This window comes from Streptomyces sp. NPDC056231 (assembly GCF_048270745.1).
GTDB lineage: Bacteria > Actinomycetota > Actinomycetes > Streptomycetales > Streptomycetaceae > Streptomyces.
Map to the genome: position 1 here is coordinate 146,619 of NZ_JBLVKW010000009.1, position 24,632 is coordinate 171,250.

Here is a 24,632-nt window from a genome sequence, read left to right on the forward strand (position 1 = left end):
AGCACAGTTGTCCGACGAACAGCCAATTGCCTGGCGCATAGGCCAATTGGCTGGCGCCCGCACGATTACCGACCATGAGGCACGGGCAGACGTCGGGGTATGGGCTGGACGCACGACTTCGGTGACACAGCACGCAATCGTCGCTCGACCGCTATGACGGATCCGAGCATTCATGAGGGGGACGGCCTTCATGGCCGGGTGCCCGGTGTGCATGACCTGCATGATCCCCAGCTGGGCATTCCGCGCATTCTCCGCCGCCGGGCCCGCTGGGTCTCGGCGCGGCTGCGCCATCCCCGCGGATGACGCAGTCCTGACTTGATCGCACCGACCGGACCCGGGCCGACCCCTGTCTGTTTCCCTACAGCGCGCACGCCTGGCTGTCGACCTGCTGGTTGGCGGTGCGGCCGTCGGCGATGTCCTGGCGGATCTCGTCGGCGGTCAGTGCGTAACCCGTGTCGGGGTCGTCCAGCGACTTGGCGAAGACGACCCCGTACACCTTGCCGTCGGGGGTCAGCAGCGGTCCGCCGGAGTTGCCCTGGCGGACCGTCGCGAAGAGCGAGTACACATCGCGGCGGACGGTGCCCCGGTGGTAGATGTCCGGGCCGTCGGCGTCGATGCGGCCGCGGACGCGCGCGGAGCGTACGTCGTACGAGCCGTTCTCCGGGAAGCCCGCGACGATGGCATCGTGTCCCGTCGTGGCGTCGTGATCCGTATCGGTGAACTTCAGCGGCTTCGCGTCGAGGTCCGGGACGTCGAGTACGGCGATGTCGCGCTGCCAGTCGTAGAGGACGACCTTCGCGTCGTACAGCCGCCCCTGGCCGCCGATCTGGACGGTCGGCTCGTCGACGCCGCCGACGACATGGGCGTTGGTCATCACCCGGCGGTCGGAGAAGACGAAGCCGGTGCCTTCGAGGACCTTGCCGCAGCTCGGGGCCGTACCGACGACCTTGACGATGGACTGCTTGGCGCGGGCCGCGATGGGGCTGCCGGCCAGGGCCGGATCCGGGGCCTTGACCGCGGTGATCGGCTCATTGGCGAACGGGCTGAAGACCTGCGGGAAGCCGTTCTGCGCGAGGACGGAGGAGAAGTCCGTGAACCAGTTGGAGGCCTGGGCGGGCATCACCCGGGAGATCCCGAGCAGCACCGAGGAGTTACGCACCTCCTTGCCCAGCGTCGGCAACGACGTGCCCGCCAGTGCGGAACCGATCAGCCACGCCACCAGCAGCATCGCGACCACATTGACGAGTGCGCCACCCGTGGCATCGAGGGCGCGGGCGGGCGACCACGTGATGTACCGCCGGAGTTTGTTGCCGAGGTGGGTGGTGAACGCCTGACCGACGGAGGCGCACACGATCACGATGATGACCGCGACCACGGCGGCCGTGGAGGAGACCTCGGAGCCGTCCGTCAGCTGATCCCACAGGACCGGCAGCAGATAGACGGCCACCAGGCCGCCGCCCAGGAAGCCGATGACCGACAGGATGCCGACGACGAAGCCCTGGCGGTAGCCGATCACTGCGAACCACACGGCGCCGGCCAGCAGCAGGATGTCCAGCACGTTCACCGTCTATTGCCTCGCAGATTCGTCACCGGACCCGTTTCGTTCGGCTGGGACCGGGCAGGCCCGAACGGCCCAGCACGGAAGTCAGCCTGTCATGCGCGCCAGTCGAGCGGCACCTGCCTGGTCCTGTCCCAGGGGCGCTCCCAGCCCGCGAAGTGCAGAATGCGGTCGATCACCCCGGCGGTGAAACCCCAGACCAGTGCCGATTCGACCAGGAATGCCGGGCCCCGGTGACCGCTGGGATGCACCGTTGTCACCCGATTGGCCGGATCAGTGAGATCCACCACGGGAACCGTGAAGACCCGGGCAGTCTCGGCCGGATCGACGACCCCGACCGGGCTCGGCGCCCGCCACCAGCCAAGTACGGGCGTGACGACGAAACTGCTCACCGGGATGTAGAGCCGGGGCAGCACACCGAAGAGCTGGACGCCGCGCGGATCGAGTCCGGTCTCCTCCTCAGCCTCCCGCAGAGCCGCCCTGAGCGGCCCTGCGGTCGCCTGGTCGCCGTCCTCGGGGTCCAGGGCTCCCCCGGGGAAGGAGGGCTGTCCGGGATGGGAACGCAGTGAGCCCGAGCGTTCCATCAGGAGCAGCTCGGGCCCGCGCTCGCCCTCACCGAACAGGACAAGGACCGCGGACTGGCGCCCGGCCCCGTTCTCGGGCGGCAGAAAGCGGCTGAGCTGCTGGGGCTCGATGGTCCGTGCGGCGCGGGCGACGGGCTCGAGCCACTCGGGCAGCCCGTGCGTCGAGACGGCGATCGCGTCGTCCCGGCCCACACCTGCGGAGTGATCCTCCACGTGGCTCTGTTCGTGCGTCTTCATAGGCACCCCTCGTCTCACAACGCCTGCGGTCGCGCATTTCGTTCCGGAAGAGGCGCCCCCGTCACCCGGCTCCCAGCGCAGGCGCGGGCTTGCCCGGGTAGTCGGGCGGCGGGCTCAGCCGCTGGCCGGGCTGTCCGCCCATCTCGTACTTCAGGAGCTTCCTGGCCTTCTCCGGATCCGTCTCGCCCTCGCCGTACGAGGGGCAGAGCGGGGCGATCGGGCAGGCACCGCAGGCAGGCCTGCGGGCGTGGCAGATGCGGCGGCCGTGGAAGATGACGCGGTGCGAGAGCATCGTCCACTCGCTCTTGGGGAAGATCGCGGCGATCTCAGCCTCGATTTTCTCCGGGTCCTCCTGCTCCGTCCACTTCCAGCGGCGTACCAGCCGGCCGAAGTGGGTGTCGACCGTGATGCCGGGGACGCCGAAGGCATTGCCGAGGACGACATTGGCGGTCTTGCGGCCGACGCCGGGGAGCGTGACCAGGTCCGCGAGCCGCCCCGGGACCTCACCGCCGAAGTTGTCCCTGAGGGACGCGGAGAGCCCTATCAGCGACCTGGCCTTGGCCCGGAAGAAGCCGGTCGGCCGGATGATCTCCTCCAGCTCCTCGGGCACGGCCGCCGCCATGTCCTCGGGGGTCGGGTAGGCGGCGAACAGCGCGGGGGTGGTCTGGTTGACTCTCAGATCGGTGGTCTGGGCGGAGAGGACGGTGGCGACCAGGAGCTCAAAGGGGTTCCGGAAGTCCAGCTCCGGGTGGGCGTACGGATAGACCTCGGCGAGCTCGCGGTTGATCCGGCGGGCGCGGCGGACCATCGCGAGGTGGGACTCCGGCTTCCCGGACTTTCCCGGCTTCACCGCCGCCCCGACCGTCTTCCCGGGCGCCCCGGACGTCTTCGCCGCTGCCCCGGCCCTCTTTGCGGTGCCGTTGGACGCCTTCGCCGGCCCCCCGGACTTCACCGGCTTCATCGGCTCCCCAGTCGGGCGTTTTGCGGCTTTTGTCGGTCGACTCGCGGCCTGTTCGCCCACAGCGGAATTACGGTCTTCCGACACTCCATCAGCCCCCTTGGCCTGCGCTCTCACCGGCTTGTTGGACACCCGGCCAGCCTAGAGCCAGGCAGTGACATCCGCCCCGGTCACTGTGGATCCGTCCCCAATCGGGGCCCTGCGGCACGATGGGGCGCGCCTGTGCGTCAAACTGGTTTGTGATTGATCGCACTGTTTTACCGTCCGGCATGATGGGGACCACGGTTCCCTGAACAGGCCGACAAGGAGAGAACTCGTGGACGACGTTCTGCGGCGCGCCCCGCTTTTCGCGGCGCTCGATGATGAGCAGGCCGCGGAGCTCCGCGCCTCGATGAGTGAGGTGACCCTCGCACGCGGCGACGCTCTCTTCCACGAGGGCGACCAGGGTGACCGCCTGTACGTGGTCACCGAGGGCAAGGTGAAGCTCCACCGCACGTCCCCCGACGGACGCGAGAACATGCTGGCCGTCCTCGGCCCCGGCGAGCTGATCGGTGAGCTGTCGCTCTTCGACCCGGGCCCGCGCACCGCCACCGCCACCGCGCTGACCGAGGTCAAGCTCCTCGGCCTCGGCCACGGCGACCTCCAGCCCTGGCTGAACGCCCGCCCCGAGGTGGCCACGGCCCTGCTGCGCGCCGTCGCCCGCCGACTGCGCAAGACCAACGACCAGATGTCCGACCTGGTCTTCTCCGACGTACCGGGCCGTGTCGCCCGCGCCCTCCTCGACCTGTCGCGCCGGTTCGGCGTCCAGTCGGAGGAAGGCATCCATGTCGTCCACGACCTGACCCAGGAAGAGCTTGCCCAGCTGGTCGGTGCCTCCCGCGAGACGGTCAACAAGGCGCTTGCCGACTTCGCGGGCCGCGGCTGGCTCCGCCTGGAGGCGCGCGCCGTGATCCTGCTGGATGTGGAGCGCCTGGCGAAGCGTTCGCGCTAGCCGGACACCACCCCCTCACGACGCGAGAGGCCACGCCGGACGGCGGGGCCTCTCGCGCGTCACGGCGCCTCGGCCACGCGCCGGCGCCGCGCAGCCCCGATATCAGCGCCACGGGCGTAACAGCGGCTCAGATCAGCCCGTGCTCGCCCAGGTACGCCAGCTGCGCCCGCACCGACAGCTCCGCGGCGGGCCACAGCGACCGGTCCACGTCCGCGTACACGTACGCCACCACCTCCGTGGCCGAGCGGTGCCCGGCCTCCACCGCCGTCTCCACCTGGGCGAGCCGGTGCGCGCGGTGGGCGAGATAGAACTCGACCGCGCCCTGTGCGTCGTCCAGGACCGGACCGTGCCCCGGCAGCACTGTGTGCACCCCGTCGTCGACCGCCAGCGAGCGCAGCCGCCGCAGAGAGTCGAGGTAGTCGCCGAGCCGCCCGTCCGGGTGCGCGACGAGCGTGGTGCCGCGCCCGAGGATCGTGTCGCCGGTCAGCACCGCCCGGTCGGCGGGCAGATGGAAGGAGAGCGAGTCGGAGGTGTGCCCGGGGGTCGGGACCACCCGCAGTTCGAGCCCTCCGGTGGTGATCACGTCGCCCGTCGTCAGCCCTTCCTCGCCGAGCCGCAGCGCCGGGTCCAGCGCCCGCACCGCCGTACGGGTCAGCTCGGCGAAGCGCGCCGCGCCCTCCGCATGGTCGGGGTGACCGTGGGTGAGGAGCGTGAGGCCGATCCGCCGGCCGGCGCGCTCGGCGGTGTCGATGACGGCCTGCAGATGGCTGTCGTCCAGCGGGCCCGGGTCGATGACGACCGCGAGGTCGGAGTCGGGCTCGGCGACGATCCAGGTGTTGGTGCCGTCGAGCGTCATCGCCGAGGCGTTGGGGGCGAGGACGTTGACCGTACGGGTGGTCGCGGGGCCGGAGAGGACCCCGCCGCGAGGCTGCCCGGGGAGCGCTGCTGCGTCGCTCATGCGGAACCATCTCCGGTCGGGATGTGCTTGGTGAATTCGTCGTGCCCCGGCCAGCTCAGCACCAGTTCGCCGTCCTCCAGCCGGGCCTGCGCGAGTACCGGAGCGAGGTCCTGGGAGGACGCGGCTTTCAACGCCTCGGCTGCGGTGCCGTACGGGCGCAGCTGACGCAGTGTCGACACGGTCGGCGGCATCATGAGCAGCTCGCCCCGGTCGTATCCGTCGGTGGCTTCCGCCGGGGAGATCCAGAGCGCGAGGTCGGCCTCGGTGGAGGCGGAAGGCGCGCCTCCCATGCCTTCAGGGCCGTGGGAGAGGGTGCGCTGCCCTTCGGGGAGCGCGGCGACGAAGAACCAGGTGTCGTAGCGCCGGGGTTCGAACTCGGGCGTGATCCAGCGCGCCCACGCCCCGAGCAGATCGGAGCGGAGTACGAGCCCGCGCCGGTCCAGGAACTCGGCGAAGGACAGCTCGCGGGCGACGAGGGCCCCGCGGTCCGCCTCCCAGTCGGCGCCCGTGGTGTCGCTGACGACGGTGTCGGCGGTCGGCCCGGCGAGGAGGACACCTGACTCCTCGTACGTCTCACGGACCGCCGCACAGACGATGGCCTGCGCCTCGGCGACCGTACCGACGCCGAGCCGCTCGGCCCAGAGCTCCAGCGCGGGTCCGGCCCAGCCGACGAGGCGGTCGTCGTCGCGCGGGTCGACGCCGCCACCCGGATAGGCGTACGCACCGCCGGCAAAAGCCATGGAGGTGCGGCGGCGCAGCATGTGGACGGTGGGCCCACCCTCGGTGCCAGCGGGGTCCCGGAGCAGCATCACGGTGGCGGCGCGCCGGGGGGTCGCGGCCGTGAGCTCGCCTGCGGCGAGTGCCCGGATCCGGTCGGGCCATTCCGGTGGGTACCACTGACCATTGGACATGGCCGGAGGCTATCCGGAACCGCGACGATGTTCGAGAGGCGGCAGGGGGCGCGTGGGACGAGACACGCGTCACGCCTGGACTCCAGGGGTGTGAAACGCGTGATCCCGCCCGGTCGCACGGACCGGGCGGGATCACGGATCACGGAGATCCCCGCTTCACTGCAACAGCGGCTCAGGCCCCGTCCAGCTCGACCTGCACCTCGACCTCGACCGGCGCGTCCAGCGGCAGCACCGCGACGCCCACGGCGCTGCGCGCGTGCACGCCCTTGTCGCCGAGCACCGCGCCGAACAGCTCGCTCGCACCGTTGATCACGGCGGGCTGCCCGGTGAAGTCGGAGGCCGAGGCGACGAAGCCCACCACCTTCACGACCCGCTTGATCCGGTCCAGGTCGCCCGCGACCGACTTCACAGCGGCCAGCGCGTTGAGCGCGCAGGTCCTGGCCAGCTCCTTGGCCTCGTCCGGCGTGACCTCCGCACCGACCTTGCCGGTGACCGGAAGCTTGCCCTCCACCATGGGCAGCTGACCCGACGTGTACACGTACACACCGGACTGGACGGCCGGCTGATACGAGGCGAGCGGCGGTACGACGTCCGGCAGCGTCAGCCCGAGTTCGGCGAGCTTCGCCTCGACTGCGCCCGCCACTACGGCTTCTCCCGCTTCAGGTAGGCCACAAGTTGCTCGGGGTTGTTCGGGCCGGGAACGACCTGGACCAGCTCCCAGCCGTCCTCGCCCCAGGTGTCCAGAATCTGCTTCGTCGCGTGCACGAGGAGCGGCACGGTCGCGTATTCCCACTTGGTCATAGGCCGACTGTAATGCCTGGCGCGTACGGGCTCGTGCGTAGCCCGGGGCCGTACTGGTTAGGCTCGAATACGTGAGCAGGTTCCAGGTCGTCAGCGGCAAGGGCGGTACCGGTAAGACCACGGTCGCCGCCGCCCTCGCGCTCGCCCTCGCGACCGAGGGCAAGCGCACCCTTCTCGTCGAGGTCGAGGGCAGGCAGGGCATCGCCCAGCTCTTCGAGGCGGATTCCCTTCCGTACGAGGAGCGCAAGATCGCCGTCGCACCGGGCGGCGGCGAGGTGTACGCGCTCGCGATCGACGCGGAGCGCGCCCTCCTCGACTACCTCCAGATGTTCTACAAGCTCGGCAGCGCGGGCCGGGCGCTCAAGAAGCTCGGTGCAATCGACTTCGCCACGACGATCGCACCCGGTGTACGGGACGTGCTGCTGACGGGCAAGGCCTGCGAAGCCGTACGCCGCAAGGACAAGCAGGGCCGGTACAGCTACGACTACGTGATCATGGATGCGCCGCCCACCGGCCGCGTCACGCGCTTCCTCAATGTGAACGACGAGGTGGCGGGGCTGGCTCGGATCGGTCCGATACACAATCAGGCACAGGCCGTGATGCGGGTGCTGAAGTCCCCGGAGACGGCGGTCCACCTGGTGACGCTGCTGGAGGAGATGCCGGTCCAGGAGACCGCGGACGGCGTCGCGGAGCTGCGGGCGGCCGAACTGCCGGTGGGCAAGGTCATCGTGAACATGGTGCGTCCGCATCTGCTGGACGAGGACGCGCTGCGTACCGCCTCCGGGGGCCGCCGCAAGGAGATCGCCAAGGCGCTCACCCGGGCGGGCGTGACCGGGTCGGCGGCGCTGGTACGTCCGCTGATCGAGCAGGCCTCCGAGCATGCCCAGCGGGTCGAGCTGGAGCGCGAGCAGCGCGCGGCCCTCGCGGATCTGGAGCTGCCGACCAACGAACTTCCGCTGATCGGCGAAGGCGTGGACCTGCCCGGTCTGTACGACCTGGCGGTCGAACTCCGCAAGCAGGGCGTGGGCGAAGAGGCGGGCCAAGGGGTGGGTGCATGAGAGCGGGTACGGAACCGGGCACCGATGCGCATACGGACGCCGGTACAGGCACAGCAACGGCCACCGCGCCCGCGCTGGACACCGACGCGCTGCTCGACGATCCGGACATCCGGATCATCGTGTGCTGCGGCTCGGGCGGCGTCGGCAAGACCACGACCGCGGCGGCGCTGGGTGTACGGGCCGCCGAGCGCGGCCGGAAGGTCGTCGTCCTCACCATCGACCCGGCTCGCAGGCTCGCCCAGTCCATGGGCATTCTCTCCCTGGACAACGTCCCGCGCCGGGTACCGGGCATCGAGAGCGCCGGTGAGGGCGGCGGTGAACTGCACGCCATGATGCTCGACATGAAGCGGACCTTCGACGAGATCGTCGAGGCGCACGCGGAGGGCGACCGGGCGCGCGCGATCCTGGAGAACCCCTTCTATCAGTCCCTGTCGGCCGGTTTCGCGGGCACGCAGGAGTACATGGCGATGGAGAAGCTGGGGCAGCTGCGGGCGCGCAACGAGTGGGACCTGATCGTCGTCGACACCCCGCCGTCGCGTTCCGCTCTGGACTTCCTGGACGCTCCCAAGCGGCTCGGCTCTTTCCTGGACGGGAAGTTCATCAAGCTGCTGATGGCTCCGGCGAAGATGGGCGGCCGGGCCGGGATGAAGTTCCTCAACGTCGGCATGTCGATGATGACCGGGACGCTCGGCAAGCTGCTGGGTGGCCAGTTCCTTCGCGACGTACAGACGTTCGTCGCGGCGATGGACACCATGTTCGGTGGTTTCCGGACCCGGGCGGATGCCACGTACAGACTGCTGCAGGCGCCCGGCACGGCGTTCCTCGTCGTCGCGACGCCGGAGCGGGACGCACTGCGCGAAGCCGCCTACTTCGTGGAACGGCTGGCCTCGGAGGACATGCCCCTGGCCGGTCTGGTCCTCAACCGGGTCCACGGCAGTGACGCCGCTCGGCTCTCTGCCGAGCGCGCCCTGGCAGCCGCAGAAAATCTTGACGACATCGGCATTGTGGATCAGACGACCGGGAAGGCTGGACTTCGTGACCCGGCCGACTCGGCAGTCACCTCTCCCGAAGACCCCGAGTCACCGCCCTCCTCCGCCCGTTCCGAGCACACCCAGGATGCTGACACCGAACCAGAGGCTGATGCCGTCTCCGTCGAACAGCTGACCGCAGGCCTGCTGCGGCTGCACGCTGAACGCATGCAGGTGGTCGCGCGCGAACAGCGCACTCGCGACCGCTTCATCGCACTGCACCCCGAGGTCGCCGTGACCGAAGTCGCGGCGCTGCCCGGAGATGTACACGACCTCGCAGGACTGCGGGCCGTCGGGGACCGGCTCGCGACCGATTCCGCTCCGGCCGGAGCTGCGTAACCCCACCCGGACGGCCGGGTGGTCCCCGGCGGCCTACCCCACGGCGGCGTACGTCTCGTGGAGTTCGTCGTCCAGACCGATGGCCACCGGCAGGATGCCCGTGGACCGCTCGTACTCACTGCGAGCGGTCTCCAGCAGCCGGCGCCAGGACGTGACGGTGGGTCGCCTGCGCAGCAGCGCGCGACGCTCCCGTTCCGTCATTCCGCCCCACACGCCGAACTCGACGCGATTGTCCAGCGCATCGGCCAGGCACTCGGTCCGCACCGGGCAACCGGTGCACACCGCCTTGGCCCTGTTCTGCGCTGCCCCTTGTACAAACAGTTCATCCGGATCGGTAGTGCGGCAGGCTGCCTGCGCACTCCAGTCGGTTACCCAGCCCATCCCGGCGCCGTCCTCTCCCGAATCGAGGCTCCCCCACGGCGGTAGCGGCATATTCACCGCTGCCAGTTGAGGACGTTACGGAAGGTGGCGACAGCACAACACCCCCTTCGGGCCCAATCTTGAATGGCCCGAACGGACTATGCGTACGCGGCAGATCACCCAGGGGAGTGAGGTGAGGACATACAAGAATATCCCCGCAAAACAGGGACAATTGATCTGAGTCACAACGGATGTTCAATGACACATGGGGCGAATTCGGGGGCGCCCGACGTGCTGGCCGTACCGTGATCGGGTCACGGCCGAATGCTGCATGGGGGTTGATACGGAACCGGACGGCTGTGACAGTTGGGAGCAGCTTAGGCCAACGCCTGTACGCCTGTCCGGCGAATGAGAACGTAGGCTGCCTCCATGCCAAAGAACCGCTCGGGCGGGGGTCTCACCGCGACCCAGCAGGCCGCCAAGTTCCTCGGTGTCGCCGCACTCTCCGGAGTCGTGCTCGCAGGCATCGCGCTGCCGGCCGCCGGAGCTCTGGGGCTCGCCGCGAAGGGAACGGTCGAAGGATTCGACGAGATCCCGGCCAACCTCAAGACTCCGCCGCTGAGCCAGCGCACCAAGATCCTGGACAGCAAGGGCGACATGCTTGCGACGGTCTACTCGCGTGACCGCACCGTCGTTCCACTGAAGGACATCTCCCCGTACATGCAGAAGGCGATCGTCGCGATCGAGGACGCCCGCTTCTACAAGCACGGGGCGGTCGACCTCAAGGGCATCCTGCGCGCGATGAACCGCAACGTACAGGCGGGCGGGACCGCGCAGGGCGCGTCGACCCTCACCCAGCAGTACGTGAAGAACGTCTTCGTCGAGGAGGCGGGCGACGACCCGGACAAGGTCGCGCAGGCCACCCAGCAGACGATGGGCCGCAAGGTCCAGGAGCTGAAGTACGCGATCCAGGTCGAGGAAGAGCTCGGCAAGAACAAGATCCTGGAGAACTACCTCAACATCACGTTCTTCGGGCAGCAGGCGTACGGCGTCGAGGCGGCCTCCCAGCGCTACTTCTCCAAGTCGGCGAAGGACCTGAAGCTGGAGGAGGCCGCCCTGCTGGCCGGCATCGTCCAGTCGCCGAGCCGCTACGACCCGGTCAACGACGCGGAGGAAGCGACCAAGCGTCGCAACACCGTGCTCCAGCGGATGGCGGACGTCGGGGACATCACCCGCACGGCGGCGAAGAAGGCGCAGGCGACGCCGATCAAGCTGAGGGTCAGCAAGCCGAAGAACGGCTGCATCACGGCCGTCAACGGGTCCTCCTTCTTCTGTGACTACGTCCGCAAGGTCTTCCTCACCGACCCGGTCTTCGGGAAGACGAAGGAGGAGCGGGCCAAGGTCTGGAACCAGGGCGGACTCACGATCCGCACGACGCTCGACCCGCAGGCGCAGGCGGGCGTGCAGGACTCGATCAGGAGTCACGTCTACAAGACGGACAAGGTCGCCACCGCCGTGACGCTGGTCCAGCCCGGCACCGGCAAGATCATGGGCATGGGCCAGTCCAAGCCGTACGGTTTCGGGCCGAACGAGACCCAGTACAACTACTCGGTCAACAAGGACATGGGCGGCTCGAACTACGGCTTCCCGACCGGGTCGACGTTCAAGCCATTCGTGGCCGCCGCGGCCATAGAGCAGGGGAAGCCCGCCACCCAGATCTACTCGTCGCCGTACGAGATGCCCTATCCGACAGTGAGCACCTGCGACAAGCCGTATGTGAACCTGAACGGTGAGCGGGTTCCGAACGAGGACGAGTCGGAGCGCGGTCCGTACGCGCTGAAGGAGGCGATGGCGAAGTCCGTCAACACCTACTTCATCCAGATGGTGCAGGACATCGGCCTCTGCCCCGTGGTGCAGATGACGGACAAGCTCGGCGTGGTCCAGGGCAACGGTGAAAAGCTCCCCCAGTCCCCCGCCATCGCACTCGGCTCGAAGGGGCTCTCTCCGCTGACGATGGCCAGCGCGTACGCCGCTTTCGCCAACCGCGGCACGTACTGCACGCCGATCGCCATCGAGGCGGTCACGACGGCGAACGGCAAGTCGCTCCCGGTACCGAAGACCACCTGCTCGCAGGCGATGTCCCAGATGACGGCCGACACCGTCAACACCCTGCTGCGCGGTGTGATCGACTCAGGTACCGGTCGGCAGGCCGGCCTGCAGAACCGCGACAGCGCGGGCAAGACGGGTACGACCGACGCCCGTAAGAACGCCTGGTTCGTCGGCTACACGCCGAACATGTCCGGCGCGGTCTGGGTCGGCAGCCCGTCCCAGAGCGTCGAGATGGAGCGCATCACCATCGGTGGCGTGTACCAGGACAAGGTGTACGGCGGTCAGGTCCCCGGACCGATCTGGCGCGACGCCATGACGAACGCCCTCGGCGGACTGCCCACCCCGTCCTTCAACACCGTCAACATCCCGGACCCGCCGGACGACAGGCACGAGGGCAGGGGCAGGGGCAGGGGCCGGGACAGGGGGCGGGACGGGGGCGACGGCAACAACCCGTTCCCCGACCTCCCGCCGGACAACAACGGCGGGAACTACGGACCTCAGCGCCCGGGGCACGGCGGCACGAAGGGTCCCTGACCGGCCGCCCGATCCATGAACGAGGAGGTGGGGTGACCCGGAATGTTCCGGGTCACCCCACCTCCTCGTATGTACGGTCCGCTCAGCCCGCGAGGAGCTTCTTCACCGCGGCGGCCACCCGGCCGCCGTCCGCGCGCCCCGCGACCTTCGGATTCACGATCTTCATGACGGCACCCATCGCCCGCGGCCCCTCGGCACCGGCGGCCTTCGCCTCGTCGACCGCCGACGCGACGATCGCACCCAGCTCGTCGTCACTGAGCTGCTTGGGCAGGTAGGCGTCGAGCAGCTCGCCCTCCGCCTTCTCGCGCTCGGCCTGCTCCGTCCGGCCGCCCTGGGCGAAGGCCTCGGCCGCCTCGCGGCGCTTCTTCGCCTCCTTGGCGATGACCTTCTGCACCTCGTCGTCGGAGAGCTCACGCGACGTCTTGCCGCTGACCTCCTCCTTGGTGATCGCGGTGAGGGTCAGCCGGAGCGTCGACGAGGTCAGCTCGTCGCGCGCCTTCATGGCCGCGGTGAGGTCTTCCTTGAGCTTGGACTTGAGCGTGGTCATGTGCTGATTGTGGCAGGTGCGGGGTGGCCACCGCCCGCCGGTTTTCCTCTCGCCGCATCGTGTCTGCGACGATGGGCGCATGCGCGCACGCTACGGAGTACCCCTGAAAGTCACGGCAGTCGGCTCAGCGGTCGGCGCCGCCGGGCTCGTTTACGCGGCAGGTTTCGAAGCCCGCTCGTTCCGGCTCCGACGGGTCACCGTCCCCGTGCTCCCGCACGGGGCACGCCCGTTGCGCGTGCTGCAGGTCTCCGACATCCACATGGTGAGCGGCCAGCGCAAGAAGCGCGGCTGGCTGCAGTCGCTGGCCGGCCTGCGCCCGGACTTCGTCGTCAACACCGGCGACAATCTCTCCGACCCGGAGGCCGTACCTGAGCTGCTGGACGCGCTCGGTCCGCTGATGGAGATCCCGGGTGTGTACGTCTTCGGCTCCAACGACTACTACGGGCCCAAGCTCCGCAACCCGGCCCGCTACCTCTTCGAAAAGGTCCAGGGCAAGCACGGCCTCAACGGCAACGCCCCCGCGGTCGGCGTCGTCCACAACCCGTGGGAGCCGATGCGCGATGCGTTCGACGAGGCGGGCTGGCTGAACCTGAGCAACACCCGGGGCCGTCTCAAGCTCGACGGCCTGGAGCTCGCCTTCACCGGCCTCGACGACCCGCACATCAAGCGCGACAGGTACGCGGAGGTCTCGGGCGGCCCCGAGACGGGCGCCGACCTGTCCATCGGCGTGGTCCATGCCCCGTATCTGCGCTCCCTCGACGCCTTCACCGCCGACGGCTACCCGCTGATCCTGGCGGGTCACACCCATGGCGGCCAGCTCTGCATCCCCTTCTACGGGGCCCTGGTCACCAACTGCGACCTGGACACGGACCGGGTCAAGGGGCTCTCCAGCCACACGGTCGGCGACCGGCGCGCCTACCTCCACGTCTCCGCAGGCTGCGGTACCAACCGCTACACCCCGGTCCGTTTCGCCTGCCCGCCCGAGGCGACCCTGCTGACGCTGACGCCCCGCGACTGAAACCTGGGGGGCGCCCCGCCCACCGGGGCAGAAACCGGATTTCGTCTCCGGGCGCGGGTGGGCTAAAGTAATCGATGTCGCCGGGAGACCGGCGGCGATCGGGGTGTAGCGCAGCTTGGCAGCGCGCTTCGTTCGGGACGAAGAGGTCGTGGGTTCAAATCCCGCCACCCCGACAGCTGAAATACCAGGTCAGGGGCCTGATCCGCGAGAGCGGGTCGGGCCCCTGAGTGGTTTTCTGGCCCTCGGGGAGTGGCACGGGGAGTGAATCAAGGAAATTCCTCCATGTGATCCACTCCCCCGCTCCCGGGCAAAGCCACGGCCCGTGCCCCCATACGCAAGAAGACCCTGCATCCGTGGAGTCGGAGACAGGACCTTCGCAGCTGTCCACGCTCTCAGCAGCGCGTCGAGTGTCGGCACCTGTGTTCGCGGGAAGAGAGCCGGCCTTGCGGCCAACGACTCCTCCCACTGCTCGGTGAGGCCACCCATGAGCCTCCCCCTCATCCCCTTCGTGATGTGGGTGTATCGGGCCTGGACCGAGCCGTCCTCGTACCCCATCCGCTCGTCCATGAGCTTCGGCGGGGTGCCGAGGTCTTCCAAGAACGTCTTGTGGGTGTGCCGGAGCCCGCGGGGTTTCAGGCCTCGGGCGATCGGTACCCAGCAGGCTTCCGCCCGCCCGGCGGCGCTACGACCGCGGACGGGGATCCCCGGCGGGGGGTCGGCCGACAGCGGCACTGGATGCGCCTCGTACGGAGCCTTCTTCGGGAACCAGCGTCACCCTCGCCCTCATCCGTCAGGTTGTCGCCGGCGTGGTGGTGCGCACGTCCCAGCCCAGGCCGACCACGACCGCACTCAGGCCCGGCGCCTCCTTGCTCAGCGACACATTGCCACCCTTGGCCAACGAAATTCCCACGGCTGATCCTCCGGATTCCATGCCGTCTATCCGGTCACCGGCTACCTACGCCGAACCCGACGCTATAGTTCCAATAGTTGCGCAACACCTAAAGTGTTGATGTGGCAGCCCGCAACAGGCGATCGGCGCAGGCAAGGGCAAGGGGTGCCAGGTGTTCTTCGACATGGGTCCGCTGGAGGTCGTCACACTGGCGATCCTCGCCGTCCTGCTCTTCGGTCCGGACAAACTTCCCGAGATAATCCAAAACGTGGTCGGATTCCTGCGCAAGGTGAGGGAGTTCTCCGACAGCGCCAAGGAGGAGATCCGTTCCGAACTGGGGCCGGAGTTCCGGGACTTCGAGTTCGAGGACCTCCACCCGAAGACGTTCGTCCGCAAGCACGTCCTCGACGGCGACAGCCTCGGGCTGGACGAGATCCGCAGCGCACTCGACCCGAGGGCAGATCTGGCACAGGTCGCCGACGCGGTGCGCGAAGCCACCACCGAGAGCCCACGGGAGCCGGTGACACCGGAGCACGTGTCCTTGACGAAGGACGCGCAGTCCGGATCACCCGCTCACGCGGCGGCCTTCGACCCGGACGCCACCTAGAAACAACCATCACCGTGAAGGAGAAAACTGACGTGACCGGATGGGAGACCGCGGTGCTCACCGGAGGCCCAGCGGACGGACTGCGCGTGAAAGTCCCCGATCGGCCGCAGGTGCTCCAGGTGACATACCCCTGCAAGGTCGAGGCCGACCCGGACGGGATCCGGGTCGCAGGGGTGTACGTGTACCGCCGCGACTACGCCGTGGACAGCGAGCCGCTACGGTACGGCTTCGACGTCGCCAGCCCCTGACGCCCCACTGGAGCTTCAGTCGACCTGAGAGCTCTCAGCCGTGACAGGGCGGGCCGAAGCGGACTCTCCGGGCGCGGACCGGATGACGCGAGCAGCAGGCTGCGCGGCCGCGTCATCGGCCGGTGGAGCGGAGGAGGGCTCAGCGGTGCCGTCGTCCTTCATGGCCTTGGCCTCGCTCTTGAGAATGCGCATCGACTTGCCGAGCCCGCGCGCCGCGTCGGGCAGCTTCTTCGAGCCGAACAGCAAGATGATCACGATCCCTACGATCAGCAGGTGCCAGGGTTCCAGTCCGTTGCGGAGCATCCCGCACACCCCTCCTCATCGCCTTGGCCGACCGTCAACACGCAGGGCCCGGCCACCAGTCAATCCAGAATAATTGCTACATTGCGCAACTGTACAACCTTGGGGTGGCTCCAGTCCCCCTCTTGTGCACATGACCATGGGGCATCGGCGGACATCGTCCAGCCGCCGACAGACTTCCCCTTCCCGCCGCGGCGGCAGCGAGAGGGACTCGGCGCGCCCGCACGAGAAGGCCGCTGATGAAGGCCAGGGGGCAGTCGGCCCGTTCCAGCCACACGGTGGCCGGAACACACCAATTCACGGAGAATTGCGACCGATGGCCTGGTTTCATGCCACCGCCCGTCCTCGGCCTGCTGCAAGGGCTGAGATCGGCGAAGGAACGGCACCGGCCTGGGGGCCGACGCCATGGGCCACCTTCATCGACTTCGCCTCGGGCTACGCGGTGATCGCCCGGTTCATGAAGTTCATCTCCCGGAACAGCTGCACCCCGTTCGTCGTCCACCGGGTCCTGCTCGGCCTCGCACTACTGGCACTCGTCACCTTCGGCGTGCTCGCCGCCAGCCCTCTGGGCTGAACCGGGCCCCACGGCCCCGGTCTCACTCGTCGGAGTCGGGCTTGTTGCCCGCCGCCGCGTATGCCTGGGCCGGCGTCATCGCGACCCCGTTGAGGCTGACCGTCCTGTACTGGCTGACCTTGGCGCAGGTCTTGGAGTCGTCGGCGGTCGAGGCGTGGGCGTTGGCGGTCGCGGTCTTCGCGGTGGTGGCGGTGTCGGGGTACGTCGTGCCGTTGGACCAGTCGCTGCCGATCACCAGGGTCAATCCGGCGGTCGACGCCTTCTTCAGCGCCGAACCGGGCAGGTTCAGGGCATCGGCGACCTCCTGGGCCTCCGCGTTCTGATCAGGACCGTAGGTCAGCGTCGTGGACGTCGCCTGGCTCGGTGCGTTGGCGGTCGTCGAGCCCGAGCCGAACCCGGCGTCGGTCAGGGCGGTCGCAACGGCAGAGGCGCGGCCCGTGATGTCGGTGCCGTTCTCGACCGTCACGCCGATCTCCGACCTGGACACCGGGGACGCGCTCGCCGTGGCCTTCGCGGTCGCCGAGGGGGCCGTCGACTTCTTGCCCGAACCGGTGGTCAGCGACTGGTCGTTGGCGATGGTCGAGAACAGGCTCTTGGCGCCCGCGCCGACCACGACGCGGTTGCTGTCGCTGGAGTCGGGGGCGGTCTGCATGGTGGTGAAGGTCATCCGCTTGGCGGGGACCTTGTTCACGTCGTCCGCGAGCGAGACCAGCTTGCTGATGCTGCCGAGTCCGTCATCCACGGTCAGTGCCTTGGTGGCGGCGTTGGCGAGATCGTAGACCGCGGTCGGGTCGGTGAGCGTGCCCGCGCTCTTGAACTTGCGGATCATCGCGCTGAGGAAGATGTGCTGGGAGACGGTACGGCCCAGGTCGCTGCCGTCGCCGAAGCCGTGCCGGGAGCGGACGAACTGCAGCGCGGCCTCGCCCTTGAGAGTGTGGGTGCCCTTGGACAGCTTCAGGTGCGAGTAGGTGTCGTACACGTTGCCGTTGACGCACACGGAAACACCGCCGACCGCGTCAGCCATCTTGACCACGCCGGAGAAGTCCAGCTTCACGAAGTGGTCGATGGGGATGCCGGTGAGCTGGTGCACCGTGGCCACCTGGCATGCCGGGCCGTACTGGAGGGCGCTGTTGACCTGCCCGTAGTAGCCGGACGTGGAGGTGTTGTTCTCGGTGTCCTTGCAGGCCGGGATGTTCGTCATGGTGTCGCGGGGGATGCTCATGACCGTGGCATTGGAACGGTCGGCGGATATGTGGACGACCATCTCCACGTCCGCGTTGCCGTAGCCGCTCTGCACGCCGGTCCGCGAACAGCCGCCGCCGAGCTTGCAGTCCGCCGCGCTCGTACGGCCGTCCGATCCCATCACCAGGATGTTGATCGGCGTCCGCCCGAACGCGTCGGCCTTCTCGGTGCCGCCCTTGCCGTCCAGGGAGACGCTGTTGATGTTGCCGTTCAGGTGCTGGTAGAACCACCAGCCCACCCCGGCCGTGCCCAGCACCAGTACCGCGAGACACAGGCCGACGACTTTCAGCAACCTTCCGCCGCGCCCGGCCCGCTTCGCCCGCCGGGACGCGCGTCCGCCACCACCGCCACCACGACGGGACGCCGCTCTCGCCGACGCCCGGCCGTGCGTCGGCCGCTCCGTGCTGGGCGCCTGCGCCCGCGTTCCGGGCGCACGGGTGGTGCGGCTTCGCGTGGCCTGGCCACCCCGGCCGTCCCAGGGGTCGCTCATCTCCCACTCCCATGAACGGTCGAGCCCGATCAGGCATTCATTGCGTGGTTGCGCAATCTAGCAAACATATGGCACGCGGAGGCCAGATCCCCCGGCGATTCACAGGTGAGGGTGCCCGGCCGGGCATCGCCTCGGCATCAAGGCGCATCACACCGGTAGCGAGCGGCGGCCCGTATGTACGCCTCGTTGCAGAGGGTCGCCATCAGCAGCTGGGCGCTGACGCCGGTCTGCCGGGCCCGGTCGCGCACGTGGGGGCGTAGTTCGCGAACCGTGTGAGGCGGTGCTGTGCGGAGGGGACCGCCGAAGGGGCTGCGGACGACGGCTCACGACGCGGCTTCGCGGCGCCCGTTGCGTGCTCGGGCGGCCAGGAGCGCACCGGCATAGAGCGCGAGAACGGCCGTGAGCAGCAGGTAGTACGTCGCCGGCAGTGCGGTCAGGCCGAGCGGTGGGCCGAGCGGTGACGGCGGCAGCAGCAGTCCGATCGCGGCCAGTGCCGCCGCGGCCCAGGCCACGGGGCCGGGCCGGCGTCCCTGGGCACCGACCCGGCCGAGCCGCAGCAGGAGCATCACCAGCGCCTGGGTGAGCAGGTTCTCCGTGAACCAGCCGGAGTGGAACACCGCCTCGTCCTCGGTCGTCCCCAGGCCGTGCAGGGCGAGCGCGAGGACGCCGAAGGTGGCCAGGTCGGCGGCGGCGTTGAGGGCGCCGAAGCCGGTGATGAAGCGAAGCAGTTCGCGGGGGCTGAGCACGGTCGGCCGACGCAGCACGGAGGGGGGCGGGCGGTCGTAGGCGAAGGCGAGCTGGGCCGCGTCGAAGCACAGGTTCTGGGTGAGGACCTGCGCCGGGAGCATCGGAAGGAACGGCAGGAACGGCAGCAGCAGGCCCGCGCAGAGCATGGCGACGACGTTGCCGAGGTTCGAGGACAGGGTGATGCGCAGGTAGCCGGCGACGTTGCCGCTCGCGTGCCGGCCCGCCTCGACGGCGTGGGCGATCGCGGTGAGGTCCTTCTCCGCGAGCACCACGTCGGCCGCCTCGCGGGCCACGTCGGCGGCACCTCGCGGGGCGATGCCCACGTCGGCGGTGCGCAGGGCGGGCAGGTCGTTGACGCCGTCGCCGAGGAAGCCGACGGTGTGCCCGTCGGTGCGCAGGGCCTGGGTGATCCGGGCCTTGTGTTCGGGGGTGCAGCGGGCGAAGACGGCCGTACGGTGGGCCAGGGCGGCGAGTTCGGGTTCGGTGAGGCCGTCGACGCGGTCGGCGGTGAGCACCTGGTCCTGTTCGACGGGGATGCCGAGGTCACGGCAGGCCCGGACGGCGGTGCCCGGGTGGTCGCCGGTGAGGACCTTCACGCTGACGGCCCGGTCGGCGAAGACGGCAAGTGCGTCGGCGGCGGTGGGGGCGAGTGCGTCCCGCAGGGTGACCAGGCCGCGGAAGGCCAGGCCGCGTTCGTCGGCCGGCGTGTAGTCGCGAGCGCGGGCCGGGCGTTCGGCGGTGGCGACCGCCAGGACCCGGAGGCCGGCGTCGGCGTGCCCCGCGGCAAGTGCGCTCGTCCGGGCTCGCGCGTCAGCGTCGAGGGCGCAGCGTTCCAGTACGGCTTCGACGTCGCCCTTGACGACCAGGGTGTGCGTGCCGAGCCGGCCGGGCGTGCGGACGACGGCGGTCGCCAGCCGTCGCAGCGGGTCGAAGGGGACGGCCGCGATCCCGTCGTACGCCATGAGGTCGTCCTCGTCGGCCGTGTCCAGGAGCGCCTCGTCGAGTGCGTCGGGGCTCGGCAGGTCGGCGAGTTGCAGGGTCCACCAGGCGTTGACGGCGGCCCAGTTCAGCACCTCGGGATCGTCCCGGCCGTCCGGGCCCAGGGCGCGGTCGACGACCGGGCGGTCCTGGGTGAGCGTGCCCGTCTTGTCGAGGCAGAGCACGTCCACGGCGCCGATGTCGTGGAGCGCGGGCAGCCGCTTGACGATCACGCCGTGGCCACGGGCGAGCAGTGCGGCGCCCCGGGCCAGGCAGGTGGTGACGAGCACGGGCAGCATCTCGGGGGTCAGCCCGACCGCCACGGCGACCGCGAACGGCAGCGTCTCCATGCCCCGGTCGCGCAGAGCCGCGTTGGCCATGAGGACCAGCGGCGGGGTGAGCAGCATGAACCGGATCAGGATCCAGGAGATGCCGTGCACGGAACGGTCGAACGCGCTCGCCTCATGCCGTACCGGCCCGCCCTGGGCGGCGGCGAACCGGGTGCGCGCACCCGTCGCGGTGACGACCGCCGTGGCGCTGCCCGCGGCGACGCTGCTGCCCTGGAAGCACAGCTGTGGCTGCTCGAACACCCCGGCACCGGGTCCCGGGGGCAGGTCGTCGGCGTGCTTGGCGACCGGCGCCGACTCCCCGGTCAGCGCGGCCTGGTGCACGGTCAGACCGATCGCGCGCAGCAGCCGTACGTCCGCCGGGACCATGTCGCCGGGCCCCAGGCGGACGACATCGCCGGGAACCAGGTCCTCCACCGGGAGCTCGCGGGTCGTCGGCGCCGCGTCCTCGTCGGCCCGCCGCTGCACGGTGGCCGTGGTGGCGACCAGCTCGCGCAGTCCGGTCATGGAGCGGTCGGCCCGGTGCTCACCGGTCGCCCGCAGCACGCAGCTGACCACGACCAGCAGCAGGATCACCGAAGCGGTCCCCCACGCGAAGACCACCGCCGACACCAGCCCGAGGCACCCCAGCACCGCGGTGAACGGGTCCCGCAGGCTGCGGACGAACAGCCGCGGCCAGGACGCCCCGTGTGCGGCCGGCACCGTGTTCTCACCGAACCGGGCCAGCCGTTCCTCGGCCTGGGCCTCCGTCAGGCCGCGCGGACCGCTGTCCAGACCGCGCAGCACCACGAGCAGCGTCGACCCGACAGGGCCCGGTCCGGGTCCGTCGGCTCCGGGTACTGATACGACCGTGGGGTCGGGAGTCTCGGCACCCCGCCCCGAAGCCGCAGTGGTCTCAGCCACCGGTCCCGTGCACCCGGTGCACCGGCGCGGAAACCGGCTGCGAACGTGCGGCCAGCTGGGCGACCATGACGCGCACCACGGTCGCGATGTCCGGGTCGCCGACGTAGTAGATCTGCCGCCGCCCCTCGCGACGGGAATGCACGAGTCCGGCCAGCTTCAGCTTGGCCAGGTGCTGGCTGATGGCGGGCAGCGCGCCGCCCACCCGGTCGGCGAGGTGTGTGACGTCGCTCTCGCCCTGGGACAGGGCCCACATGAGGTGCAGCCTGGCCGACGACGCGAGCAGCCCGAACACCGCGGCCGCGTCCGTCAGCACCTCGGCGGAGGGATCCTTGACGCCACCGGCCTTCCCGTCCACAGTCCGCCTTCTCCCTCTCCCTCTGCCGTCACGGCACGTCACGGTCGACGCCCTTGCGCCCACCCAGTGTAGGCGTCCGGCCGCGCCGCGAAGGCGTGGCCGGACCTCGGCGGCTCGTCAGTCCTCGTAGTAGTTGTTGACGATCACATCGGGTTCGTCGTCGTCGAACGCCTCGTTCAGCAGCGCACCGCCGATCGGACCGGCCGCTCCGGCACCGATCAGCGCGCCGGTACCGAACCGGCGTCCGCCGCCCTGCTGTCGACCGTGGTCGTGGTGGTCCCCGTACGGCTGCCCGTAGCCGTCACCGCCATGCTGCCCGTAGCCGCCCTGCTGCGGATAGCCCTGCGGTACCGGCTGCGGGTATCCCTGCTGGGGTGGTGTGCAGAACGGCGGCGGCGTGGTCTGCACCCACTGCGGGGACCGGGTGACAGTCGTGTTGCCGGGGCCGTGGGCGGGGTCGAAGAAACAGGTCATGGCGGGACTCCCGGTGGGCGGGGGTGCTCGGGACGGGGACCGCGCTGAGGGCGGTTCCATCAGACAAACGGACGCATGATCTTCACTCTTGCCATGGCGGTTGTACTCGCGGCCACGGCCGGGGTGTGCTTGGTCGTACTGCGGCACAGAGGCGGCACGGGGGAAAATGGGGCGCTGCAGCGTGGGGCAGCGAACCAGGGACTCGCACAAGGGCTGGGCATAACCCCCAGGGCATAACTACCACCCCATACGGGACAGCCTCTGGCGCATCGGCCGACAGTCGAGGGGGCCGGAGCCGGCTCCACGGAAGCAGCGGTCGACGGCTTCCGGGCCAGAGGCACGAGCTCGCCGCCCTGCTCGTGATCGCCCCGGTGATCGGTCTCGTACGCCGCCGCTCCGGAGGCGGGTTATACCGGCTCGGCGGGCTCAGCAGGCGATGTCGAGATTGACGGTCGCACCTGATGCGGTGTTCTCGGCATGGGCGGTGCCGTCGTGCGAGGCGGCGACCGCGGCGACCAGAGCCAGACCGAGTCCGGTGCCGGGGGTGGTGCGACTGGTCTCGGCCCGGGAGAAGCGGTCGAAGGCACGCGGGAGGAAGTCGGGCGGGAAGCCGGGGCCTTCGTCGGTGACCGTCAGCCGCAGACGCCCGCCGTGGGTCTCGGCACGCAGCCGGATCGTACCGGCGCCGTGGCGCAGGGCGTTGTCCAGCAGAGTGCCGATGGCCGGTTCGAGCCAGCGCGGGTCGACCCGCACCGTAGCGTCGCCGTGCTCAACGGTGAGGGTGCGTTCCTCGCGTGCGGCAGCCGTCCGGTAGCGGGCGCAGGCGTCGTCGAGGAGGCGGCCGAGGCCGATGGCGCTGGGCTGCACGCCTTCACCGCTGTCGAGCTGTTCCAGATCGAGGAGAGCGTTGGCCAGGCTGACCAGGCGACCGACCTCGGTGTCGACGGAACGCAGTGTGTCGGTCAACTCCTCGGCGTTGCGCGGCCGGTGCAGCGCCACGTCGATTTCAGCCCGCATCAGGGTGAGCGGCGTGCGCAGCTCGTGGCTGGCGTCCGCGATGAACTGGTGCTCGCGAGCGGCGGAGGCGTCCAGCCGGTCGAGCATGCGGTTGAGGGTGTGGCCGAGCCGGGTGATCTCGTCGTCGCGGTCCGTGGGCACCTCCAGGCGCAGGTCCTGGGTCCCGCCCGTGCTGTCGGCGAGAGCGGCGGCGCCACTGCGGTACCGCTCGACGGGGCGCAGCGCGGCGCGGGCGGTGCGGTAGCCGGCGTACGAGGCGGCCAGCAGCGTGAGCCCGGATGCCAGGGCCAGTTGAGCCAGGAGCTCGCGCAGCGCCTCGTCACGATGGCCCCGCCGGACCGCGGCGACCACGATGCGCGGCTGCCCGCCGGCGGTAACCCGCCTGGCCTGCAGACGCAGCGTGTCCGAGGTGATGGGCAGCAGGGAGCCGACATCGCGGCGGACGGTGGCACCGTCAGCGACGGCGGCGCGTTCCGCGGGCGTGAGCAGCTGCTGACCACGCAGGGCCTCGCTGGAGCGCAGCACCCGGCCCTCGGCGTCGAGGACCTGATGGAGGCTGCCATCGGGGCCGGGCGGCAGTACGTCACCGGCGCGCACGGCCCGGTCCAGGCTCTGCTCGTACGTGGCCAGGTCCCCGTCCAATTGACGGTCCAGGGCGGTTTCGACGCGCCAGTAGACCAGGCCTGCGGTGCCCGCCAGAACGAGGGACATGGTGACGGCGACGGCCAGCACCAGCCGTGCGACCACCGGCAGGCGCCGCAAACGCGCCGACAGCCGGCCGGGCCGTGTCACGGGGCGGCCTCCAGGCGGTAACCCCGGCCGCGCAGCGTCGTGATCGTGGTGCGGTCGAAGGCCCGGTCGACCTTGGCGCGCACCTTGGAGACGTGGACGTCTATGGCATTGCTGCGCAGATCGGTCTCACCGTCCCAGACCTCGTCGAGGAGCTGCAGCCGCGAGACGACCCGGCCCGCGTTTTCCATCAGCACGTGCAGCACGGCGAACTCCCGGCGCGGCAGATCGAGTTCGCAGTCGCCCCGCCAGGCCCGCTGCTGCTCCGGATCCAGCACGAGGTCGCCGACCCGGAGGCGTCCCGACGGGTCGGGGCGGCGCCGGGAGATCGCGCGCAGCCGGGCGAGCAGCTCTTCCATGGCGAAGGGTTTGACGACGTAGTCGTCGGCCCCGGCGTCGAGGCCGGCGACCCGCTCACTGACGGCGCCGCGTGCGGTGAGCAGGATCACCGGGACGTCGATGCCCTCGCCGCGCAGGGTGCGGCACACCTTGAGCCCGTCCATCCCGGGGAGCATCACGTCCAGGACCACCGCGTCGAGGCGGGGATCGCGGGCGGCGGCCAGGCCGGAGGGCCCGTCGTAGCGGCCCTCCGCACTGTGCCCGGACTCGGCGAGGTAGCGGACGACCAGATCGGTGAGACGGGTCTCGTCGTCGACGACCAGGTAGTGCATGGCGGCCAGG

Annotated in this window: 24 protein-coding genes, 1 tRNA gene and 3 pseudogenes; 10 read left to right on the forward strand and 18 right to left on the reverse strand. The window is 70.0% G+C overall.

All coding sequences use genetic code 11. The features are described 5' to 3' along the window. Positions 1-99: 99 nt before the first annotated feature. Positions 100-303 carry a hypothetical protein gene (locus ACNPQM_RS10745; RefSeq protein ID WP_418083831.1) on the forward strand — a complete coding sequence of 68 codons (204 nt, stop codon included), beginning with the start codon at positions 100-102 and terminating at the stop codon, positions 301-303. 55 nt (positions 304-358) lie between these two features. Here ACNPQM_RS10745 and ACNPQM_RS10750 read toward each other — a convergent pair whose 3' ends face one another. From ACNPQM_RS10750 to nth, 3 genes are all read right to left on the reverse strand, one after another. Continuing rightward, positions 359-1,564 carry a MarP family serine protease gene (locus ACNPQM_RS10750; protein ID WP_418083832.1) on the reverse strand — a complete coding sequence of 402 codons (1,206 nt, stop codon included), beginning with the start codon at positions 1,562-1,564 and terminating at the stop codon, positions 359-361. Positions 1,565-1,653: 89 nt separating this feature from the next. Beyond that, a complete protein-coding gene (locus tag ACNPQM_RS10755) occupies positions 1,654-2,379 on the reverse strand; it encodes an NUDIX hydrolase (protein ID WP_358857097.1) in 726 nt (241 codons plus the stop codon). 61 nt (positions 2,380-2,440) lie between these two features. After that, positions 2,441-3,340, reverse strand: coding sequence for an endonuclease III (gene nth, locus ACNPQM_RS10760; RefSeq protein ID WP_418083833.1), 900 nt, complete (start codon positions 3,338-3,340; stop codon positions 2,441-2,443). 313 nt (positions 3,341-3,653) lie between these two features. Between nth and ACNPQM_RS10765 the strand changes: the two genes are divergently transcribed. Further along, entirely contained in the window at positions 3,654-4,328 is a 675-nt protein-coding gene (locus ACNPQM_RS10765; RefSeq protein WP_030925113.1) for a Crp/Fnr family transcriptional regulator, read from the forward strand. 127 nt (positions 4,329-4,455) lie between these two features. Here ACNPQM_RS10765 and ACNPQM_RS10770 read toward each other — a convergent pair whose 3' ends face one another. The 4 genes from ACNPQM_RS10770 to ACNPQM_RS10785 form a co-directional block, all read right to left on the reverse strand. After that, on the reverse strand, positions 4,456-5,286 hold the full coding sequence (locus tag ACNPQM_RS10770) for an MBL fold metallo-hydrolase (protein WP_358857095.1): 831 nt from the start codon (positions 5,284-5,286) through the stop codon (positions 4,456-4,458). Further along, entirely contained in the window at positions 5,283-6,197 is a 915-nt protein-coding gene (locus tag ACNPQM_RS10775) for an NUDIX hydrolase (RefSeq protein ID WP_418083834.1), read from the reverse strand. The genes ACNPQM_RS10770 and ACNPQM_RS10775 overlap by 4 nt, the downstream gene beginning before the upstream one ends. A gap of 172 nt (positions 6,198-6,369) precedes the next feature. Continuing rightward, positions 6,370-6,840: a RidA family protein gene (locus tag ACNPQM_RS10780; protein WP_358857093.1), complete on the reverse strand. Its 471-nt coding sequence runs from the start codon at positions 6,838-6,840 to the stop codon at positions 6,370-6,372. Then, entirely contained in the window at positions 6,840-6,998 is a 159-nt protein-coding gene (locus ACNPQM_RS10785; RefSeq protein WP_019992579.1) for a DUF4177 domain-containing protein, read from the reverse strand. Before ACNPQM_RS10785 ends, ACNPQM_RS10780 begins: the two co-directional genes overlap by 1 nt. 71 nt (positions 6,999-7,069) lie before the next feature. Between ACNPQM_RS10785 and ACNPQM_RS10790 the strand changes: the two genes are divergently transcribed. After that, positions 7,070-8,056 carry an ArsA family ATPase gene (locus tag ACNPQM_RS10790; protein WP_358857092.1) on the forward strand — a complete coding sequence of 329 codons (987 nt, stop codon included), beginning with the start codon at positions 7,070-7,072 and terminating at the stop codon, positions 8,054-8,056. Then, positions 8,053-9,423 (forward strand): ArsA family ATPase, encoded by a 1,371-nt coding sequence (locus tag ACNPQM_RS10795; protein ID WP_418083835.1) that lies wholly within the window; start codon positions 8,053-8,055, stop codon positions 9,421-9,423. Before ACNPQM_RS10790 ends, ACNPQM_RS10795 begins: the two co-directional genes overlap by 4 nt. A gap of 33 nt (positions 9,424-9,456) precedes the next feature. Here ACNPQM_RS10795 and ACNPQM_RS10800 read toward each other — a convergent pair whose 3' ends face one another. After that, positions 9,457-9,804, reverse strand: a complete 348-nt coding sequence (locus ACNPQM_RS10800; RefSeq protein ID WP_037690812.1) for a WhiB family transcriptional regulator — start codon at positions 9,802-9,804, stop codon at positions 9,457-9,459. A 408-nt stretch (positions 9,805-10,212) separates the two neighbouring features. Between ACNPQM_RS10800 and ACNPQM_RS10805 the strand changes: the two genes are divergently transcribed. Next, positions 10,213-12,426: a transglycosylase domain-containing protein gene (locus tag ACNPQM_RS10805; RefSeq protein ID WP_418083836.1), complete on the forward strand. Its 2,214-nt coding sequence runs from the start codon at positions 10,213-10,215 to the stop codon at positions 12,424-12,426. Between the two features lie 82 nt (positions 12,427-12,508). Here ACNPQM_RS10805 and ACNPQM_RS10810 read toward each other — a convergent pair whose 3' ends face one another. After that, positions 12,509-12,973, reverse strand: coding sequence for a GatB/YqeY domain-containing protein (locus ACNPQM_RS10810; protein WP_358857089.1), 465 nt, complete (start codon positions 12,971-12,973; stop codon positions 12,509-12,511). A gap of 79 nt (positions 12,974-13,052) precedes the next feature. On the opposite strand from ACNPQM_RS10810, the gene ACNPQM_RS10815 reads away from it, so the two are divergent. Both ACNPQM_RS10815 and ACNPQM_RS10820 read left to right on the forward strand, forming a co-directional pair. Next, positions 13,053-13,991 (forward strand): metallophosphoesterase, encoded by a 939-nt coding sequence (locus tag ACNPQM_RS10815; RefSeq protein WP_418083837.1) that lies wholly within the window; start codon positions 13,053-13,055, stop codon positions 13,989-13,991. A 99-nt stretch (positions 13,992-14,090) separates the two neighbouring features. Continuing rightward, positions 14,091-14,164, forward strand: a tRNA-Pro gene (locus ACNPQM_RS10820). A 16-nt stretch (positions 14,165-14,180) separates the two neighbouring features. Here the strand turns inward: ACNPQM_RS10820 and ACNPQM_RS10825 are convergent. Beyond that, positions 14,181-14,759, reverse strand: a pseudogene (locus tag ACNPQM_RS10825) (hypothetical protein); the annotation flags it as partial. 31 nt (positions 14,760-14,790) lie between these two features. Further along, positions 14,791-14,901: pseudogene (locus tag ACNPQM_RS10830) on the reverse strand (TerD family protein); the annotation flags it as partial. Between the two features lie 151 nt (positions 14,902-15,052). Here ACNPQM_RS10830 and ACNPQM_RS10835 point away from each other — a divergent pair. Together ACNPQM_RS10835 and ACNPQM_RS10840 are read left to right on the forward strand one after the other, a co-directional pair. Next, positions 15,053-15,487 carry a sec-independent translocase gene (locus ACNPQM_RS10835; RefSeq protein WP_418083838.1) on the forward strand — a complete coding sequence of 145 codons (435 nt, stop codon included), beginning with the start codon at positions 15,053-15,055 and terminating at the stop codon, positions 15,485-15,487. 32 nt (positions 15,488-15,519) lie between these two features. After that, a complete protein-coding gene (locus ACNPQM_RS10840) occupies positions 15,520-15,735 on the forward strand; it encodes a hypothetical protein (RefSeq protein WP_358857086.1) in 216 nt (71 codons plus the stop codon). A gap of 15 nt (positions 15,736-15,750) precedes the next feature. Here ACNPQM_RS10840 and tatA read toward each other — a convergent pair whose 3' ends face one another. Then, positions 15,751-16,038, reverse strand: a complete 288-nt coding sequence (tatA, locus tag ACNPQM_RS10845; RefSeq protein ID WP_418083839.1) for a Sec-independent protein translocase subunit TatA — start codon at positions 16,036-16,038, stop codon at positions 15,751-15,753. 385 nt (positions 16,039-16,423) lie between these two features. On the opposite strand from tatA, the pseudogene ACNPQM_RS10850 reads away from it, so the two are divergent. After that, positions 16,424-16,609, forward strand: a pseudogene (locus ACNPQM_RS10850) (undecaprenyl-diphosphatase); the annotation flags it as partial. A gap of 22 nt (positions 16,610-16,631) precedes the next feature. On the opposite strand, the gene ACNPQM_RS10855 reads toward ACNPQM_RS10850, so the two are convergent. The 6 genes from ACNPQM_RS10855 to ACNPQM_RS10880 all read right to left on the reverse strand — a co-directional run bounded on the left by ACNPQM_RS10855 (position 16,632) and on the right by ACNPQM_RS10880 (position 24,622). Beyond that, positions 16,632-18,341: an LCP family protein gene (locus ACNPQM_RS10855; RefSeq protein WP_418083840.1), complete on the reverse strand. Its 1,710-nt coding sequence runs from the start codon at positions 18,339-18,341 to the stop codon at positions 16,632-16,634. A gap of 323 nt (positions 18,342-18,664) precedes the next feature. After that, positions 18,665-21,316, reverse strand: coding sequence for a magnesium-translocating P-type ATPase (mgtA, locus tag ACNPQM_RS10860; protein ID WP_418083841.1), 2,652 nt, complete (start codon positions 21,314-21,316; stop codon positions 18,665-18,667). Then, entirely contained in the window at positions 21,309-21,671 is a 363-nt protein-coding gene (locus ACNPQM_RS10865) for an ArsR/SmtB family transcription factor (protein ID WP_418083842.1), read from the reverse strand. Before ACNPQM_RS10865 ends, mgtA begins: the two co-directional genes overlap by 8 nt. 117 nt (positions 21,672-21,788) lie before the next feature. Beyond that, positions 21,789-22,145 carry a hypothetical protein gene (locus ACNPQM_RS10870; protein WP_418083843.1) on the reverse strand — a complete coding sequence of 119 codons (357 nt, stop codon included), beginning with the start codon at positions 22,143-22,145 and terminating at the stop codon, positions 21,789-21,791. Between the two features lie 426 nt (positions 22,146-22,571). Continuing rightward, a complete protein-coding gene (locus ACNPQM_RS10875) occupies positions 22,572-23,954 on the reverse strand; it encodes a sensor histidine kinase (RefSeq protein WP_418083844.1) in 1,383 nt (460 codons plus the stop codon). Continuing rightward, a complete protein-coding gene (locus tag ACNPQM_RS10880; RefSeq protein ID WP_418083845.1) occupies positions 23,951-24,622 on the reverse strand; it encodes a response regulator transcription factor in 672 nt (223 codons plus the stop codon). The genes ACNPQM_RS10875 and ACNPQM_RS10880 overlap by 4 nt, the downstream gene beginning before the upstream one ends. Between the last annotated feature and the right edge of the window lie 10 nt (positions 24,623-24,632).

Excerpts from the sequence above, each read along its gene's own strand:
- ACNPQM_RS10745 (WP_418083831.1), top strand. The coding sequence starts at position 100 with ATGGGCTGGACGCACGACTTCGGTGACACAGCACGCAATCGTCGCTCG.
- nth (WP_418083833.1), bottom strand. The coding sequence starts at position 3,340 with ATGAAGCCGGTGAAGTCCGGGGGGCCGGCGAAGGCGTCCAACGGCACC.
- ACNPQM_RS10800 (WP_037690812.1), bottom strand. The coding sequence starts at position 9,804 with ATGGGCTGGGTAACCGACTGGAGTGCGCAGGCAGCCTGCCGCACTACC.
- ACNPQM_RS10805 (WP_418083836.1), top strand. The coding sequence starts at position 10,213 with ATGCCAAAGAACCGCTCGGGCGGGGGTCTCACCGCGACCCAGCAGGCC.
- ACNPQM_RS10880 (WP_418083845.1), bottom strand. The coding sequence starts at position 24,622 with ATGCACTACCTGGTCGTCGACGACGAGACCCGTCTCACCGATCTGGTC.
- ACNPQM_RS10795 (WP_418083835.1), top strand. The coding sequence starts at position 8,053 with ATGAGAGCGGGTACGGAACCGGGCACCGATGCGCATACGGACGCCGGT.
- ACNPQM_RS10755 (WP_358857097.1), bottom strand. The coding sequence starts at position 2,379 with ATGAAGACGCACGAACAGAGCCACGTGGAGGATCACTCCGCAGGTGTG.
- ACNPQM_RS10775 (WP_418083834.1), bottom strand. The coding sequence starts at position 6,197 with ATGTCCAATGGTCAGTGGTACCCACCGGAATGGCCCGACCGGATCCGG.
- ACNPQM_RS10870 (WP_418083843.1), bottom strand. The coding sequence starts at position 22,145 with ATGACCTGTTTCTTCGACCCCGCCCACGGCCCCGGCAACACGACTGTC.
- ACNPQM_RS10855 (WP_418083840.1), bottom strand. The coding sequence starts at position 18,341 with ATGAGCGACCCCTGGGACGGCCGGGGTGGCCAGGCCACGCGAAGCCGC.
- tatA (WP_418083839.1), bottom strand. The coding sequence starts at position 16,038 with ATGCTCCGCAACGGACTGGAACCCTGGCACCTGCTGATCGTAGGGATC.
- ACNPQM_RS10810 (WP_358857089.1), bottom strand. The coding sequence starts at position 12,973 with ATGACCACGCTCAAGTCCAAGCTCAAGGAAGACCTCACCGCGGCCATG.
- ACNPQM_RS10815 (WP_418083837.1), top strand. The coding sequence starts at position 13,053 with ATGCGCGCACGCTACGGAGTACCCCTGAAAGTCACGGCAGTCGGCTCA.
- ACNPQM_RS10785 (WP_019992579.1), bottom strand. The coding sequence starts at position 6,998 with ATGACCAAGTGGGAATACGCGACCGTGCCGCTCCTCGTGCACGCGACG.
- ACNPQM_RS10770 (WP_358857095.1), bottom strand. The coding sequence starts at position 5,286 with ATGAGCGACGCAGCAGCGCTCCCCGGGCAGCCTCGCGGCGGGGTCCTC.